This is a genomic window from Lawsonibacter faecis, from assembly GCF_014287675.1.
Taxonomy (GTDB): Bacteria; Bacillota; Clostridia; order Oscillospirales; family Oscillospiraceae; genus Pseudoflavonifractor; species Pseudoflavonifractor faecis.
Genome location: NZ_JACOPQ010000006.1, coordinates 197,189 through 211,702, shown reverse-complemented (window position 1 = coordinate 211,702; position 14,514 = coordinate 197,189). Strand labels below are relative to the sequence as shown.

Below are 14,514 nucleotides of genomic sequence, written 5' to 3'. Positions count from 1 at the left end.
TCAGGAGAAGATAAGCGTCAGTGAAATATATTTGGGAGGTGAATGACCGTGACGGATACTGAGCGGGGAGAGGTCGTCTCGTTCGCGGACAAGATTCTGCGGCGGTACTTCTGCGACTGCGACGTGGAATTTTTAATCTCTACCTTCGACCCGGAGATCGTCTGGCTGGGCGGCGGTGAGAACCAGCGGGCCGAGGGGAGCGAGGCGGTGGCCAAAGCCTTCCGGGACGGCCGGGGGGATCTGGCCCCCTGCCGGATGTGGGGGGAGCGGTACGTGGTCCTGCCCCTGGACGGGAACTGCATCCTCTGCGAGGGGGAGAGCCTGCTGGAGACGCTGCCGGAGCTGCCCGTCTATATGAGGGCCCGCCAGCGCGTCACCTTCATCTTTCGCAGGACGGATGCGGGGCTTCGGACGGTGCATATCCACAATTCCATCCCCTTTGGGGAGATTCAGCCCGACGAGCTCTTCCCCATCCATGCGGCCCGTGAGGCCTGCCGGTCCCTGGAGAGTTCCCTCTCCCGGAAGGACCGGGAGATTGAGCTGATGCTCTCCCGCCTTCCCGGCGGAATGCAGATCTGCTACTATGATGCCGCCTTCACCACCAAATGGATTAGCGACGGTCTCTGCCGGATGCTGGGGTACGGCTGCGCCGATGAGTACGCCGCCGACACGGGCAACTGCTGCCGGGGCTTCATCCAGGCCGAGGACTACGGCCCCATGTGCGTCCAGGTGGACGAGGCCTTCCGCCGCGGGAACGCCTACACGGCGGAGTACCGCGTCCGGCGGCGGGACGGCAGCGTCTTCTGGGTCCAGGATCTGGGCCGCCGGGTCCGGGACGAGGACGGCGAGGAGGTGGTCTACTGCTTCATCTCGGATATTACCCAGCGCAAGGAGCAGGAGCTCCAAGTGGAAAAATCCAACCGGGAGGCCCGGCGTCAGGCGGAGTTCCTCTCCGCGCTGTACGACACCGTGCCCTGCGGGATTATCCAGTTCGCCACCGACGAGAGCCATACCCTCATCAACGCCAACCGCATGGCCTGGGAGATCTACGGCTACACCCGGGAGGAGTACTTCGCCATCGCCTCGGACCCCTTCCGCCTGGTGAAGGACCAGGACGAGACGCGCATCCACCGTATCGCGGACGCGCTCAGGCTCGGGGGCGGCGCGGCGTCCTACACGCGGGAGGGGCGGCGCAAGGACGGCTCAACCCTCTGGATTAACGTTATTATGGAGCGGCTCATCAATGCGGACGGGGAGGAGGTCATTCAGGCCGTCTTTACCGACGTCAGCGAGATCCGCCGCCTCCAGCGGGAGCGGGAGCAGGTGCAGATTATGGAGAACCGCTCCCTGCGGGCCGCAATCTGCACCGCCTACCCCGTCATTATGAACGTGAACCTGACCCGCAACACCTATGAGACCGTCATTGACGGGGACTTCATCATGAGGCCCAGCCCCAGGGGCGCCGTCGACGACGTGGTGGCCCGCTCCTCGGCGCGAATTGACGCCTCCCAACGGGAGCAGTTTGAGAGCATCTTCCAGCGCTGTGCCATGCTGGAGCGCTTCCGCCGGGGGGAGAACGAGCTCTATATGGAGATGCGGGAGCTGGGGGACGACGGGGCCTGCCACTGGATCTCCGCCCACGCCATCCATGTGGATAACCCCTTCGGCAGCGACGTGCTGGCGGTGGTTCTCCTGCGGCTGCTGGACGAGCAGCGCTCGGAGAAGGCCCGGCAGGAGCAGCTCCTCCGGGACGCCCTGGCCGCCGCCAAGTCCGCCAGCAGCGCCAAGTCCGACTTCCTCTCCCGCATGAGCCACGATATCCGCACTCCAATGAACGCCATCATCGGCATGACCGCCGTCGCCCACCAGACGGTGGAGGACCCCCAGCGGGTGCGCGGATGCCTGGAGAAGATCGACGCCTCCTCGCGCTATCTCCTCTCCCTCCTGGGGGATATCCTGGACATGGCGAAAATCGAACAGGGCAAGCTCAATATTGTGGAGGCCCCCTTCTGTCTGGAGGAGTTTCTGGAAGCCCTGGAGGCGGTCCACACCCCCCAGGCCCTGACCCGGAGCATGGGCCTTAAGATCCGGCGGGAGGGCCCCCTGGCGGCCCGCTACGTGGGAGACGCCCTCCGCCTGAATCAGATTCTGGTCAATCTGCTCTCCAATGCCATCAAATTCACTCCGCCGGGGGGAAAGGTGGAGCTGACCGTCCGGGAGGCCCGCCGGGACCGGGAGCGGACCTGGCTGGAGTTCCGGGTCAGCGATACCGGCGTGGGGATGTCGCCGGAGTTTATGAAGCGGATATTCCGCCCCTTCGAGCAGGAGTCGCCCGACGCCGCCCGCAACAACGTGGGCAGCGGCCTGGGGCTGGCCATTGTATCCAGCCTGACCGAGCTTATGGGGGGCAGCGTCGGCGTGGAGAGCACGCGGGGGAGGGGGAGCGCCTTTACCGTGCTGCTGCCCTTCCTGCCCGCCGGGGAGGAGCTTTCCGGGGCCCCATCAGCCGCCGCCCCGGCAGGGACCTCGCCGCTTGCGGGCAGACGGGTCCTGCTGGCGGAGGACAACGCCCTCAACCTGGAAATCGCCGTCACGCTGCTGGAGCTCCAGGGACTTACGGTGGATACGGCGGAGAACGGCGAACAGGCCCTGCGCGCCTTTGCGGACAGCGAGCGCGGGCGGTACCTCGCCATTTTGATGGATATCCGCATGCCGGTGATGGACGGCCTGGCCGCCACCCGCGCCATTCGGGAGCTGCCCCGGCCCGACGCGCGCACCGTCCCCATTATCGCCATGACGGCCAACGCCTTTGAGGAGGACCGCCGCCAGGCCGGGGAGGCCGGGATGAACGGCTACCTCACCAAGCCGGTGGATATGCAGGCCCTGCTGCAGGAGCTGCAGAGGTACTTATAGGAGCTACTAGAAAAGGGCTGCGGATACCAGACCGGTATCCGCAGCCCTTTCCAGCTCCCGCTCTGTCCCCGGGCCGGTTTACGAGACGCCCGTTACCCCTCCAGCGCGGTCAGCGCCGACTGGGCCAGCAGCGCGGCTGCGATGGGGAGCGCTCCGTCGTCGGTGCGGAAGCCCTCGTTGTGCCAGCAGGGGTTATGCTGACCGGGAAAGCCGGAGCCCACCCAGTAGAAGAAGGCGGGCACGTCCCGGCCGAAAACCGCGAAATCCTCGCTGCCCAAGTCGGGACGGGGCTGCGCCACATTCTCCGCCCCGACTACCGCTTCCGCGGCCTTTTGCGCCAATTTCGTCATCTCCGGTCCGTTCCAGGTCACGGGCACCTGGGGGATGAACCGCACCTCGCAGGTGCAGCCGTGGGCGGCGCAGACGCCCCGTGTGATGGCCTCAATCCGCTCCCGGGCATGGGCGATGACCCCGTCCGAGTGGGCGCGGATGCTCCCCGTCATGGTGAGTGTATCGGGGACAAAATTCTCCGCCGTGCCCGCGTGGATGGAGCACACCGCGCACACCAGGCTCTCCAGCGGGTCCGTGCTTCTGCTGACGATGGTCTGGACGGCCTGGACGATGGCGGCCGCCGGGACGATTACGTCCACGCACTTGTGGGGGGAGCCGCCGTGGCCCGCCCTGCCGTGGAGCGTCAGCTCAAAGTGGCACTTGCCCGCCATAATCGGCCCCGGGAGGACGGCCACCCGGCCCCGCGGCAGCTCGGGACGGTTGTGAAAACCGAAGAGGCAGTCCGGCTTCCGGGGCAGCTTCTCCCAGAGGCCGTGGGCGACCATGGCCGCCGCCCCCCGGGTAATCTCCTCGGCGCACTGGAAGAGAAATACCACGTCCCCCGCCAGCGCCTCCCGCCGCGCCGCCAGGAGCCGGGCCGCGCCGTAGAGCCCGGCGGTGTGGAAATCGTGGCCGCAGGCGTGCATAATACCCGGGACCTCGGAGGAGCAGGGACCTTCCGGCTCCTGCTGGGCAATGGCGTCGATGTCCGCCCGCAAGGCCACGGTTTTTCCGGGCTTACTGCCTCTCAGAAGGGCCACAACGCCGGTTTCCATGCCCAAATCGATTAATTCCACGCCCAATGGCGCCAATTTCGATGAAATGGCCCCGGTTGTGCGCGTTTCCTGAAACGAGAGCTCAGGATGGCGGTGTAAATCGTCCTTAAACGCCTTTATCTCCCCCGCGAGGGCCTTTGCGTCGTCCAGAAGCATTGGAAAATCCCCTTTCTCCTGCTTGCTCATTGCTATGGATGGTATTATAATACTTCCATCTGCCGTTGGAAAGGGGGAGGCCGTCGTGGCGGTGCAGAGCGATTTCAGCAAAGGCAGCATCCCCATGGCCATCACCCGCCTGGCGGTGCCCATGACGGCGGCCCAGCTGGTCAACATCCTCTATAATATTGTGGACCGCATGTATATCGGACGCATCCCCGGGGAGGGGCGGGTGGCCCTCACCGGCCTGGGGCTGGTGCTCCCCATCATCTCCATCGTCATCGGCTTCGCCAATCTCTGCGGCACCGGCGGCGCGCCCCTCTGCTCCATCTGCCGGGGGAAGGGGGAGGACCGGGAGGCCGAGGGCATCATGGGCAACGCCTTCACCCTGCTCCTGCTGCTGGGGGTGGGGCTCACTGTCCTGGTGCTCGCCTTCAAGCGCCCCCTGCTCTATCTCTTCGGCGCCAGCGGCGTGACCTTCCCCTACGCCGACGACTACCTGACCGTCTACGCCCTTGGGACTGTCTTCGTCATGGTGGGTCTGGGGATGAATCCCTTCATTAACTCCCAGGGCTTTGCCCGGATCGGAATGCTCACCGTGGCGCTGGGCGCGGCGGTTAATCTCGTGTTGGACCCCATCTTTATCTTTGTGCTGGACATGGGCGTGAAGGGCGCGGCTCTGGCAACGGTCATCTCCCAGGCCTGCTCGGCGCTTTGGGTGCTCCAGTTCCTTACGGGGAGGAAGACACTCCTGCGGCTGGGATGGGCAAACCTCCGGCTGAAAGGCGGGCGGGTGCGGCAAATCCTTTCTCTGGGGACATCCGGCTTCGTCATGGCCCTCACCAACTCCCTGGCCCAGATCATCTGCAACGCCACGCTTCAGATCTACGGCGGGGACCTCTATGTGGGCGTCATGACCGTCGTCAACTCCATCCGGGAGGTCATCACCATGCCGGTCTCCGGCGTGACCAACGGCTGCCAGCCGGTGCTGGGGTACAACTACGGCGCGGGGGAGTACGAGCGGGTCCGGCAGGGCATCCGCTTTACCACCGTGGCCACCCTGACCTACTCCCTGGTCACCTGGGCGCTGACCCTGGCCTTCCCGGCGGCCCTCATCCATATGTTCAACAGCGAGGCCGAGCTGGTGGCCGCGGGGGTGCCCGCCTTCCGCATCTACTACGCCGCGTTTTTCTGCATGGGCTTTCAGTTTGTGGGACAGTCGGTCTTCGTTGCCCTGGGGCGGAGCAAAAACGCCGTCTTTTTCTCCCTGCTGCGCAAGGCGTTCATCGTCGCGCCGCTGACGCTGATACTGCCCGTCCTCGGCCTGGGGTACAACGGCGTGTTCCTGGCCGAGCCCATCTCCAACGTCATCGGCGGGCTGGCCTGCCTCATCACCATGTATGTGACCGTGTACAGGCCCCTGGGGACGAAAACGGATAATTAAATAAGCGGGGGTGGAGACGGACTGCCGCGCCCGCCGCCCCTCCGCCCCGGGGCGCCTCCCTTCGGATGGGAGGCTTTTTTTCTGATATAATTGTGGTATAATAAAGTGCCTGATATTACCCAACTTACTGGAGGCCACCTATGAAAAAGCTCATGGTCATCGACGGAAACTCCATCGTCAACCGCGCCTTTTACGGCGTTCACATGCTCACCACCCGGGACGGCCAGCCCACCAACGCCGTCTACGGCTTTCTGAACATTCTCCAGAAGCTCATTGACGAGGAGAAGCCCGACGCCCTCTGCTGCACCTTTGATCTGAAGGCACCCACCTTCCGCCACCTCCAGTACGAGGGCTACAAGGCCCAGCGGAAGGGGATGCCGGAGGAGCTGGCCTCTCAGATGCCCATTTTAAAGGATGTTCTGGATGCCATGAATATCCCCCGATACGAGCTGGAGGGCTGGGAGGCGGACGATCTCATCGGCACCATCGCCGCGCTGGACGCCGCCGCGGGTTGGGACACCGTTATCGTCACCGGAGACAAGGACTCCCTGCAGCTGATTTCCGACCGCACCAGGGTGAAGCTGGTCTCCACACGCATGGGCCAGACCACCACCAAGGAGATGACCCCTGACGCCTTCCGGGAGGCCTACGGCTTCGAGAGCGTCCACATGGTGGATCTCAAGGCCCTCATGGGCGACGCGTCGGACAACATCCCCGGCGTGAAGGGCATCGGCGAGAAGACCGCCATGGGCCTCATCCAGATGTACGGCTCCATCGACCGCCTCTACGACCATATGCCCGACATCGTGACCGCGCCCGAGACCCCCGCCAGGCCCAACGTGGTGAAGAAGCTGGACGAGGGCCGGGCCGACGCGAAAATGTCCTATGATCTGGCACGGATTCACTGTGACGCGCCCCTGGAGTTTTCCCCTGAAGACGCGGCGAGAAGGGACGTAAACGCCCCCGCCCTCTATCAGCTCTTCCTGAATCTGGAGTTCTCCAAGCTTATCGACAAGATGGGGCTGAAGCCCGGCCCGGCGGGGGGCGGTGCGCCGGAGGAGAAGACCTTCACCGCCAGCTGCACCGGCGGCTTCCTGGAGAGCCGGGGGCAGATGGAGGAGCTGCTGGCCCACTGGCGGGGGCTGGAGGCCGTCAATGTCCTCGCCCGGCCCGACCTGGACGCGGTGGCCGTGGAGTGGGGCGGTGAGGAGCGCCGGGCCGTCCTGGCCTGCAAGGAGCGGCTTGACTGCTACAACGATTTTTTAAAGGGCCTCTTCGCCCCGGACATCAAAAAGGCCTCCCATAACGTGAAGGATCTGATGAACGCCCTTCTTGCCGAGGGAGCGTCCACCGGGGGCTTCGTCTTCGACACGGCGCTGGCCGCCTACCTCCTGGCCCCCACCGACGGCAGCTATGATCTGGAGAAGCTCTCCGTCACCTACTTTAACTGTGAGGCGGCCAAGTCAGCGCCCTTCCTGGCGGACGACGCATTCGGGCCCCTGGGGGACGCCGAGGGAGCCATGGGGGCCATGTTTGCCCAGGCCGCGCTGATTGGCGCCCTGCGGGACGCCCTGGCTCCAAAAATTGAGGAGCTGGGGATGCATGAGCTGTACTACGGCATTGAGCTGCCCCTCTGCCCGGTGCTGGCCGAGATGGAGCGGGTGGGCTTCAGAGTGGACAAAAAGGCCCTGGCGGAGTTCGGCTCCATGCTGGATGAGCGCATCGAGGCCGATGTGGCCGCCATCTATGAGATGGCGGGGGAGAAGTTCAACATCAACTCCACCCAGCAGCTGGGGCGCATCCTCTTCGACAAGCTGAATCTGCCCCCGGTAAAGAAGACCAAGACCGGCTACTCCACCAACGCCGAGGTGCTGGAGAAGCTCAAGGGCCAGCACCCCATCATCGATTCCATCCTGGAGTACCGGCAGTATTCCAAGCTGAAGTCCACCTACGTGGAGGGGCTGAGCAAAGTGATTGCGCCCGACGGGCGCATCCACACCAGCTTTCAGAACACCGTCACCGCCACCGGGCGGCTCTCCTCCACCGAGCCCAACCTCCAGAACATCCCCGTGCGCACGGAACTGGGGGCGGAGCTTCGGAAGATGTTTGTCCCCGCCGACGACTGCGTGCTGGTGGACGCGGACTACTCCCAGATTGAGCTGCGGCTGCTGGCCCACATCGCCGACGACAAGACCATGCAGGAGGCCTTCAAGAGCGGCACGGACATCCACACCGTTACCGCCTCCCAGGTCTTCGACGTAAGCGTGGGCGAGGTGTCCCACGAGCAGCGCCGCCGGGCCAAGGCGGTGAACTTCGGCATCGTCTACGGCATCTCCGACTTCTCCCTCTCCCAGGATATCGGCGTGGCCCGGTGGGAGGCCAAGGAGTATATGGACCGATACTTTGCCAAGTACCACGGTGTGCGGGAATATATGACCGACATTGTGGTCAAGGCCAAGCAGGACGGGTTTGTGGCGACCCTCTTCGGCCGACGCCGCTGGCTGCCGGAGCTCAAGTCCTCCAACTTCAATATGCGCTCCTTCGGCGAGCGGGTGGCTCTCAATATGCCCATACAGGGCACCGCGGCGGACATTATGAAGCTGGCGATGATCCACGTCCACGACCGGCTGAAGGAGGAAAAGCTGAAAGCCCGGCTTGTCCTCCAGGTCCACGATGAGCTGATCGTGGAGTGCCCGGAGGACGAGGCCGAGCTGGTGAAGCGGCTTCTCACCGAGGAGATGGAGCGCGTGGCCCAATTGGCTGTGCCCCTCATCGCAACCTCCGCCGCCGGCAGGAGCTGGGCCGACGCGAAGGAATAGTCAGGCTACTGCGGCAATGCCTGCAGGTCCCGCCGGGGGCGGCTGCGCCGCTCCCTGTTCCATCCACCGTTCGTTTCCAAGAGAGGAACATCTATGGACTACACTTCCAAATTCATATCCCTGGAGCAGGCGCTCTCCATGGTCAAGTCGAACGACTATATTGTCACCGGCCTGGGGGCCGCGGAGGCGGGGGCCTTCATGGGCGCGCTGCACACCATTGCGCCCCGGGTGCGGAACGTGACCCTCACCGACTGCCTGCCCCTCCACCCGGCGGAGTTCCGCGGTGCGCGGTACCGGGATTCCTTCCGGGTGGACAGCTGGTTCTACTCCGGCGTGGAGCGGCAGGCCCGGAAGGAGGGGGGCAGCGTCTCCTTCATTCCCAACCACCTGCGCCAGGCCGGGGTGCGCTGGCTGGCCCACCGCATCCCCAACCTCTATGTGGGCGCGGCCACCATGCCGGATAAGCACGGCTACGTCTCCCTCTCCTGCTCCAACATCTACGAGAAGCGGATGCTGGAGGCCGCGGACCTGGTGATTTTGGAGGTCAACCCCAACATGCCCTTCACCCTGGGGGACCTCCAGGTGCCGGTATCCGACGTGGACTATATGGTCCGGGTGGACTACCCGGTGCCCGAGCTCATCAGTCCGCCCCTGGGGGACCGGGACCGGGCCATCGGCAAATTCATCGCCGACATGGTGCCCGACGCGTCCTGCATCCAGCTGGGCATCGGCAGCATCCCCAACGCCGTGGCCGAGGCCCTCAAGACCAAGAACGACCTGGGGCTCCACACCGAGATGCTCACCACCGGCATGATGGAGCTTGCCAGGCTGGGGGTCCTCACGGGGAAGTACAAGCAGGCCGAGCGGGGCAAGCTGGTGGCGGCTTTCGCCGTGGGCACCCGGGAGCTCTACGACTTTATCGACCTGAACCCCGGCGTCGCCATGATGGACGGCAACTGGGTCAACGACCCCTACGTCATCTCCCGCAACGACAACCAGGTGTCCATCAACACCGCGCTGGAGGTGGACCTCACCGGCCAGTGCGCGTCCGAGTCCCTGGGCTCCCGGCAGTTTTCCGGCACCGGCGGACAGGCCGAGACCGCCATGGGGGCCCAGCGGTCCAGAGGGGGCAAGAGCATCATCGCCCTCTACTCCACCGCCATGGTGAAGGGCCCCGACGGGGTGCGCCGGGAGGTCTCCAAAATCGTGCCCCAGCTCATGGCCGGAGCCGCAGTCTCCCTCTCCCGCAACGACGTGGACCGGGTGGTCACCGAGTACGGCGTGGCCGAGCTGCGGGGCACCAGCCTCCGGGAGCGGGTGGATCAGCTCGTGGCCATCGCCCACCCCCGGTTCCGGGACGAGCTGCGCATTCAGGCCCGGGCGTGCGGGATTATTGATTGAGTGAGTCATGAACAGGCAATCGCAAAAAACGGATGGGGCGGCCCGGCCCCCGCACCGCTTGACTGCCCCGCCTGGGGCGGGCCGCCGCGCCCCGGGCGCGGGCGGCCTACATAGGACGTGCCCCGCATTGACCGAGGGACACGTCAGGAAAAGAGTCCTCGCCTATGGCGGCCGGGTCCGCCCTCTGCCGATACATGCCTCATTTTCCCCTACCCCATCCCCTCCACCGGCTCATAGCCGTCAAAGCAGGGCTCGGGCGGGATCTCCGGGGCGGGTTTCTCCAGCGGGAAGACCGCCAAAGAGGCGCCGAAGAGCACCGCCGCCACAATGGCGATGGCCTGGATCTTGTTCTGCTCCAGCCAGGGGCGGTACTGGTCCAGCAGTGGGATGTTCAGCTTGCCCGCGTATTTCTCCACCGCGTAGTAGAGGATCAGGGCGGCCACAACGCAGCAGGCCAGCCGAGTGACCATCTCCTGTTTGTTGTCCTTAAATTCCATAGGCGACGCCTCCTTCTGCTCTCTATCATATGCGCCCGGCCCCGGCAGATGTGAGGAAAGCGTTTGGCAGAATGGCGCTAAAAAGCCCCTGATGGGCGCGATTTGGGTTTGACCTGGGCAATACGCCGTGATATAATGCAATGCAGAGCGCTAAAATGTTAAAAACTTGATTGAAACACGTTTTTTCTGCATTTAATCTGCAAAAAGCTCCAAGTAATGAGCAGATATCGCACTGCCGGAAAAATGGCGGGAGCCGGCTTAGCCTGCAGTGCCGAAAGAAAGGAAGGATTCGATGCAAGCCAAAGAGCTCCACGAGCTGGCGGTGACCGCCACAAAGGCCCGCCTCCTGGCGCTGGACATGGTGCATACCGCCGCCTCCGGTCATATCGGCGGCTCCCTGTCCGCGATGGATATCCTCACCACCCTCTATTTCCACACCATGAAGGTGGACCCCAAGGCCCCCCAGAGCCCCGACCGGGACCGCTTCGTTCTCTCCAAGGGCCACTGCACCCCCGCGCTCTACGCGGTTCTGGCCCTGCGGGGCTTTTTCCCCGTGGAGGACTGCAAGCTCTTCCGCTCCATCAAGGGCCACTACTCCGGCCACCCCGACATGAAGCATGTCCGGGGCGTGGATATGTCCACCGGATCTCTGGGCCAGGGTATCTCCGCCGCGGTGGGCATGGCCATCGCGGGCAAGTGCGATAAGAAAGACTACCGGGTCTACGCCGTCCTGGGCGACGGCGAGATCGCCGAGGGCCAGGTGTGGGAGGCCGCTATGGCCGCCGCCAAGTACCACCTGGACAACCTCTGCGCCTTTGTGGACGTGAACGGCCTGCAGATCGACGGCGCCACCGCCGACGTGATGCCCTCCGAGCCCCTGGACCAGAAGTTCGCCGCCTTCGGCTGGAACGTCCTCAAGGTGGACGGCCACGACTATGAGGCCATTGCCATGGCCCTGGAGCGGGCCGCCGCCGAGAAGGGCGCGCCCACCGTCATCCTGGCCCGGACCGTCAAGGGTAAGGGCGTCCCCTTCATGGAGAACGACGCGGGCTGGCACGGCAAGGCCCCCAACGACGAGCAGTACGCGCTCGCCAAGGCCGACGTGGAGGCCATTCTGGCCGGATTGGAGGCGAAGTAAGATGGCAGAGAAGATTGCAACCCGCAACGCCTACGGCGACGCCATCGTCGCCCTGGCCGAGCAGTATCCCGAGCTGGTGGTGCTGGACGCCGACCTGTCCGGGGCCACCATGAGCAAGGGCTTTTCCAAGGCCTATCCCGAGCGCTTTTTCAACATGGGCATCGCCGAGTGCAACATGATGGGCGTGGCCGCCGGCCTCGCCGCCTGCGGCAAGAAGCCCTTTGCCTCCACCTTCGCCATGTTTGCCGCCGGGCGGGCCTTCGAGCAGGTGCGCAACTCCATCGGCTACCCCCACCTGAACGTGAAGGTGGTGGGCTCCCACGGCGGCCTCAGCGTGGGCGAGGACGGCGCGACCCACCAGTGCTGCGAGGACTTCGCCACCATGCGGACCATCCCCGGCATGGTGGTGTGCTGCCCCTGCGACGGGAATGAGATGCGCCAGGCCGTCCAGGCCCTCATCGACTACGACGGCCCCGCCTACCTCCGCCTGGGCCGCTCCGCCGTGGAGACCGTCACCGACGCGGTTCCCGGCTACAGGTTCGAGCTGGGCAAGGGCGTCACCCTCCGGGATGGGTCCGACGTGACACTCATCGCCGTGGGCCTCATGGTCCAGGAGGCGCTGAAGGCCGCCGACATCCTGGCCGGGGAGGGCGTCTCCGCCCGGGTCATCAATATGCACACCGTCAAGCCTCTGGACGAGGCCCTGGTGCTGAAGGCCGCAGAGGAGACCGGGGCCATCGTCACCAGCGAGGAGCACAACATCATCGGCGGCCTGGGCGAGGCCGTCTCCGGCTACCTCTCCGGCGTGCGCCCCACCCCCGTGGTGCGCCACGGCGTGGAGGACCAGTTCGGCCGCTCCGGCAAGGCCGCCGAGGTGCTCGCCGCCTACGGTCTCACGGCCGAGGGCATGGCCGACAAGGCCCGCGCCGCGATTGCCCTGAAAAAGAGATAAAGCAGGACTGCGGGGGATGGCCCGGTAAGCCGTCCCCCGCAGTTTTCATGTGGTGTGCGCGGAGGCGTCGGCAGAGCGGAAAGGCTGCCCGCGCTGTGGGAGGACGTCCGTCGGCGCGGCTCAAAACGATTTTTTGGAGGTGCATCACATGCTGTACTTGGAATCCCCCCGGACAGACCCCTATTTCAACCTGGCGCTGGAGCAGTATCTCTTTGACACCGTGGGCCAAACGCAGGCGCTCTTCATGCTCTGGCAGAACGCCAACACCATTGTGGTGGGCAAACACCAGAACGCCTGCCAGGAGGTGAACGCCGACTTCGTCCGGGAACAGGGGATCCGGGTGGTCCGCCGACTCTCCGGCGGCGGCGCGGTCTACCACGACCTGGGCAATCTCAACTTCACCTTTATCGCCGCGGCGGAGGATGCCGCGCTGGACCTGCGCCTCTTCTGCCAGCCGGTGGCGAGGGCCCTGGGGGAGCTGGGCGTGGCGGCGGAGATCTCCGGCCGCAACGACATCACGGTGGACGGGCGGAAATTCTCCGGCAACGCCCAGTACCGGAAGAACGGGCGGGTGATGCATCACGGCACTATCCTCTTCGACTCCGACCTGGAGGTGGTGGGCAGGGCCCTCAACGTGCCAAAGGACAAGATAGAGTCCAAGGGGGTGCAGTCGGTGCGCAGCCGGGTGACCAACCTGCGGCCCTACCTCCCGGCGGGCGTGACGCTGGAGGCGTTCAAGGGCGTTCTGGCCCGGTCCGTTCTGGGGGAGGAGCGCCCCGCCCGCTATGAGTTGACCGATGGGGACCTCCGGGCCGTGGAGGCCCTGCGGGAGAGCCGCTACGCCACCTGGGCGTGGAACTGGGGCGCGTCGCCCAAATATTCTGTGCGCAAGGAGCGCCGGGTGGAGGGCGTGGGCAGGCTGGAGCTGTACCTGGCGGTAAAGGGCGGCGCCCTTACGGGCCTGGAGGTATTCGGGGATTTCTTCGGGGAGGGGGACGCGGACGCGCTGTCCGCAGCCCTGACCGGCTGTCCGATGGAGGAGGCCGCCGTACTCCGCGCTCTGGAGGGGCTGGATCTGGAGCGGCAGTTCCACAACCTGGGCGCGGCGGAGCTGGCGCGGATCATCGTCTCGTAGATGACAAAAGACATTGAAAACGGGAGAATCTGATATGAGTATCAAGCTGATTGCTTTGGACATGGACGGAACGCTGCTGGACAACGACCACGCCACCGTACCGCCGCGGAACGTGGCCGCCCTGCGGGCCGCGTCGGAGCGAGGCGTTAAAATCGCCATTGCCAGCGGGCGGGCCTGGTGCCTGGTGGAGGATGTGGCCCGGGAGATGGGCTTCGTGGACTACGCGGTGCTGGCCAACGGGGCCGCCATCCGGGACGTGCGGACCGGGGAGTGCCTCTACCGGGAGGGAATGGGCGAGGAGCAGGTGCGGGCCATCGTCCGCCTGCTGCGGGCGCGGGACATCCCCTTCGAGGTATACCAGAACGGCAGGAGCTATATGGACGGCTCCTGCGGCGTGGAGAAGGCGAAGGCCGCCGCCGTGGTGTCGCCGGCCTTTGCCAAGGTGCTCTTCGAGCATATGACCTACACCGACGACATGGAGAGGACTCTGGCCGGGGACATGGCGGAGAAGTTTAACGTCTTCCATGTGGAGCCGGAGGAGCGGGAGGAGCTGCTCGCCGCCATCGCCGCCACCGGGCCGGTGGCCTGCGCCAGCTCCACCGCCAGCAATCTGGAGATTACCTCCCCCAAGGCGGACAAGGGCGCGGCCCTGGCCGTCCTCTGCGGACGGCTGGGCATTACGCCGGAGGAGGTGATGGCCTTCGGCGACGCGGAAAACGACCTGGGGATGCTCTCCTGGGCGGGCTGTTCCTTCGCCATGGCCAACGGCAGCAAGGGCGCAAAGGCTGCGGCCAAGCGTATTACGGGCCCCAACCACGAGGCGGGGGTGGCGGCCGGTGTGGAGCGGTTCGCGCTGGGAGAGGCGTAAGGAGCAGCATGAAACATCCCCCCGCCGCGCCGATGAACGGCGCGGCGGGGGGATGTTTTTTATATTGCGGGCGGCGTGGCCCCCC

General features: G+C 65.2%; 10 protein-coding genes. 8 read left to right on the top strand and 2 right to left on the bottom strand.

Translation table 11 applies throughout. The annotated features are described in order from the left end of the window. Window positions 1-48: 48 nt before the first annotated feature. Complete coding sequence (locus H8S62_RS09665) at window positions 49-2,913, top strand: ATP-binding protein (protein WP_341481040.1); 2,865 nt, start codon at window positions 49-51, stop codon at window positions 2,911-2,913. 92 nt (window positions 2,914-3,005) lie between these two features. Here the strand turns inward: H8S62_RS09665 and H8S62_RS09660 are convergent, their stop codons facing one another. Then, entirely contained in the window at window positions 3,006-4,175 is a 1,170-nt protein-coding gene (locus tag H8S62_RS09660) for a M20 family metallopeptidase (RefSeq protein ID WP_243141779.1), read from the bottom strand. Window positions 4,176-4,260: 85 nt separating this feature from the next. On the opposite strand from H8S62_RS09660, the gene H8S62_RS09655 reads away from it, so the two are divergent. The 3 genes from H8S62_RS09655 (at window position 4,261) to H8S62_RS09645 (ending at window position 9,839) form a co-directional block, all read left to right on the top strand. Continuing rightward, a complete protein-coding gene (locus tag H8S62_RS09655; protein ID WP_341481039.1) occupies window positions 4,261-5,619 on the top strand; it encodes an MATE family efflux transporter in 1,359 nt (452 codons plus the stop codon). Between the two features lie 140 nt (window positions 5,620-5,759). Then, window positions 5,760-8,438 carry a DNA polymerase I gene (gene polA, locus H8S62_RS09650; RefSeq protein ID WP_186919131.1) on the top strand — a complete coding sequence of 893 codons (2,679 nt, stop codon included), beginning with the start codon at window positions 5,760-5,762 and terminating at the stop codon, window positions 8,436-8,438. A 93-nt stretch (window positions 8,439-8,531) separates the two neighbouring features. Continuing rightward, complete coding sequence (locus tag H8S62_RS09645; RefSeq protein ID WP_186919130.1) at window positions 8,532-9,839, top strand: acetyl-CoA hydrolase/transferase family protein; 1,308 nt, start codon at window positions 8,532-8,534, stop codon at window positions 9,837-9,839. Between the two features lie 209 nt (window positions 9,840-10,048). Here the strand turns inward: H8S62_RS09645 and H8S62_RS09640 are convergent, their stop codons facing one another. Next, on the bottom strand, window positions 10,049-10,336 hold the full coding sequence (locus H8S62_RS09640; RefSeq protein ID WP_155147379.1) for a hypothetical protein: 288 nt from the start codon (window positions 10,334-10,336) through the stop codon (window positions 10,049-10,051). A gap of 292 nt (window positions 10,337-10,628) precedes the next feature. Between H8S62_RS09640 and H8S62_RS09635 the strand changes: the two genes are divergently transcribed. The 4 genes from H8S62_RS09635 (at window position 10,629) to H8S62_RS09620 (ending at window position 14,429) form a co-directional block, all read left to right on the top strand. Further along, the gene (locus H8S62_RS09635) at window positions 10,629-11,474 is read left to right on the top strand and encodes a transketolase (RefSeq protein ID WP_186919129.1); all 846 of its coding nucleotides are present in this window, start codon (window positions 10,629-10,631) and stop codon (window positions 11,472-11,474) included. A gap of 1 nt (window position 11,475) precedes the next feature. Further along, window positions 11,476-12,426 (top strand): transketolase family protein, encoded by a 951-nt coding sequence (locus H8S62_RS09630; RefSeq protein ID WP_155147375.1) that lies wholly within the window; start codon window positions 11,476-11,478, stop codon window positions 12,424-12,426. Between the two features lie 148 nt (window positions 12,427-12,574). Continuing rightward, complete coding sequence (lplA, locus tag H8S62_RS09625; protein WP_155147373.1) at window positions 12,575-13,561, top strand: lipoate--protein ligase; 987 nt, start codon at window positions 12,575-12,577, stop codon at window positions 13,559-13,561. Window positions 13,562-13,595: 34 nt separating this feature from the next. Continuing rightward, on the top strand, window positions 13,596-14,429 hold the full coding sequence (locus H8S62_RS09620; RefSeq protein ID WP_155154232.1) for an HAD family hydrolase: 834 nt from the start codon (window positions 13,596-13,598) through the stop codon (window positions 14,427-14,429). Window positions 14,430-14,514 lie beyond the last annotated feature (85 nt).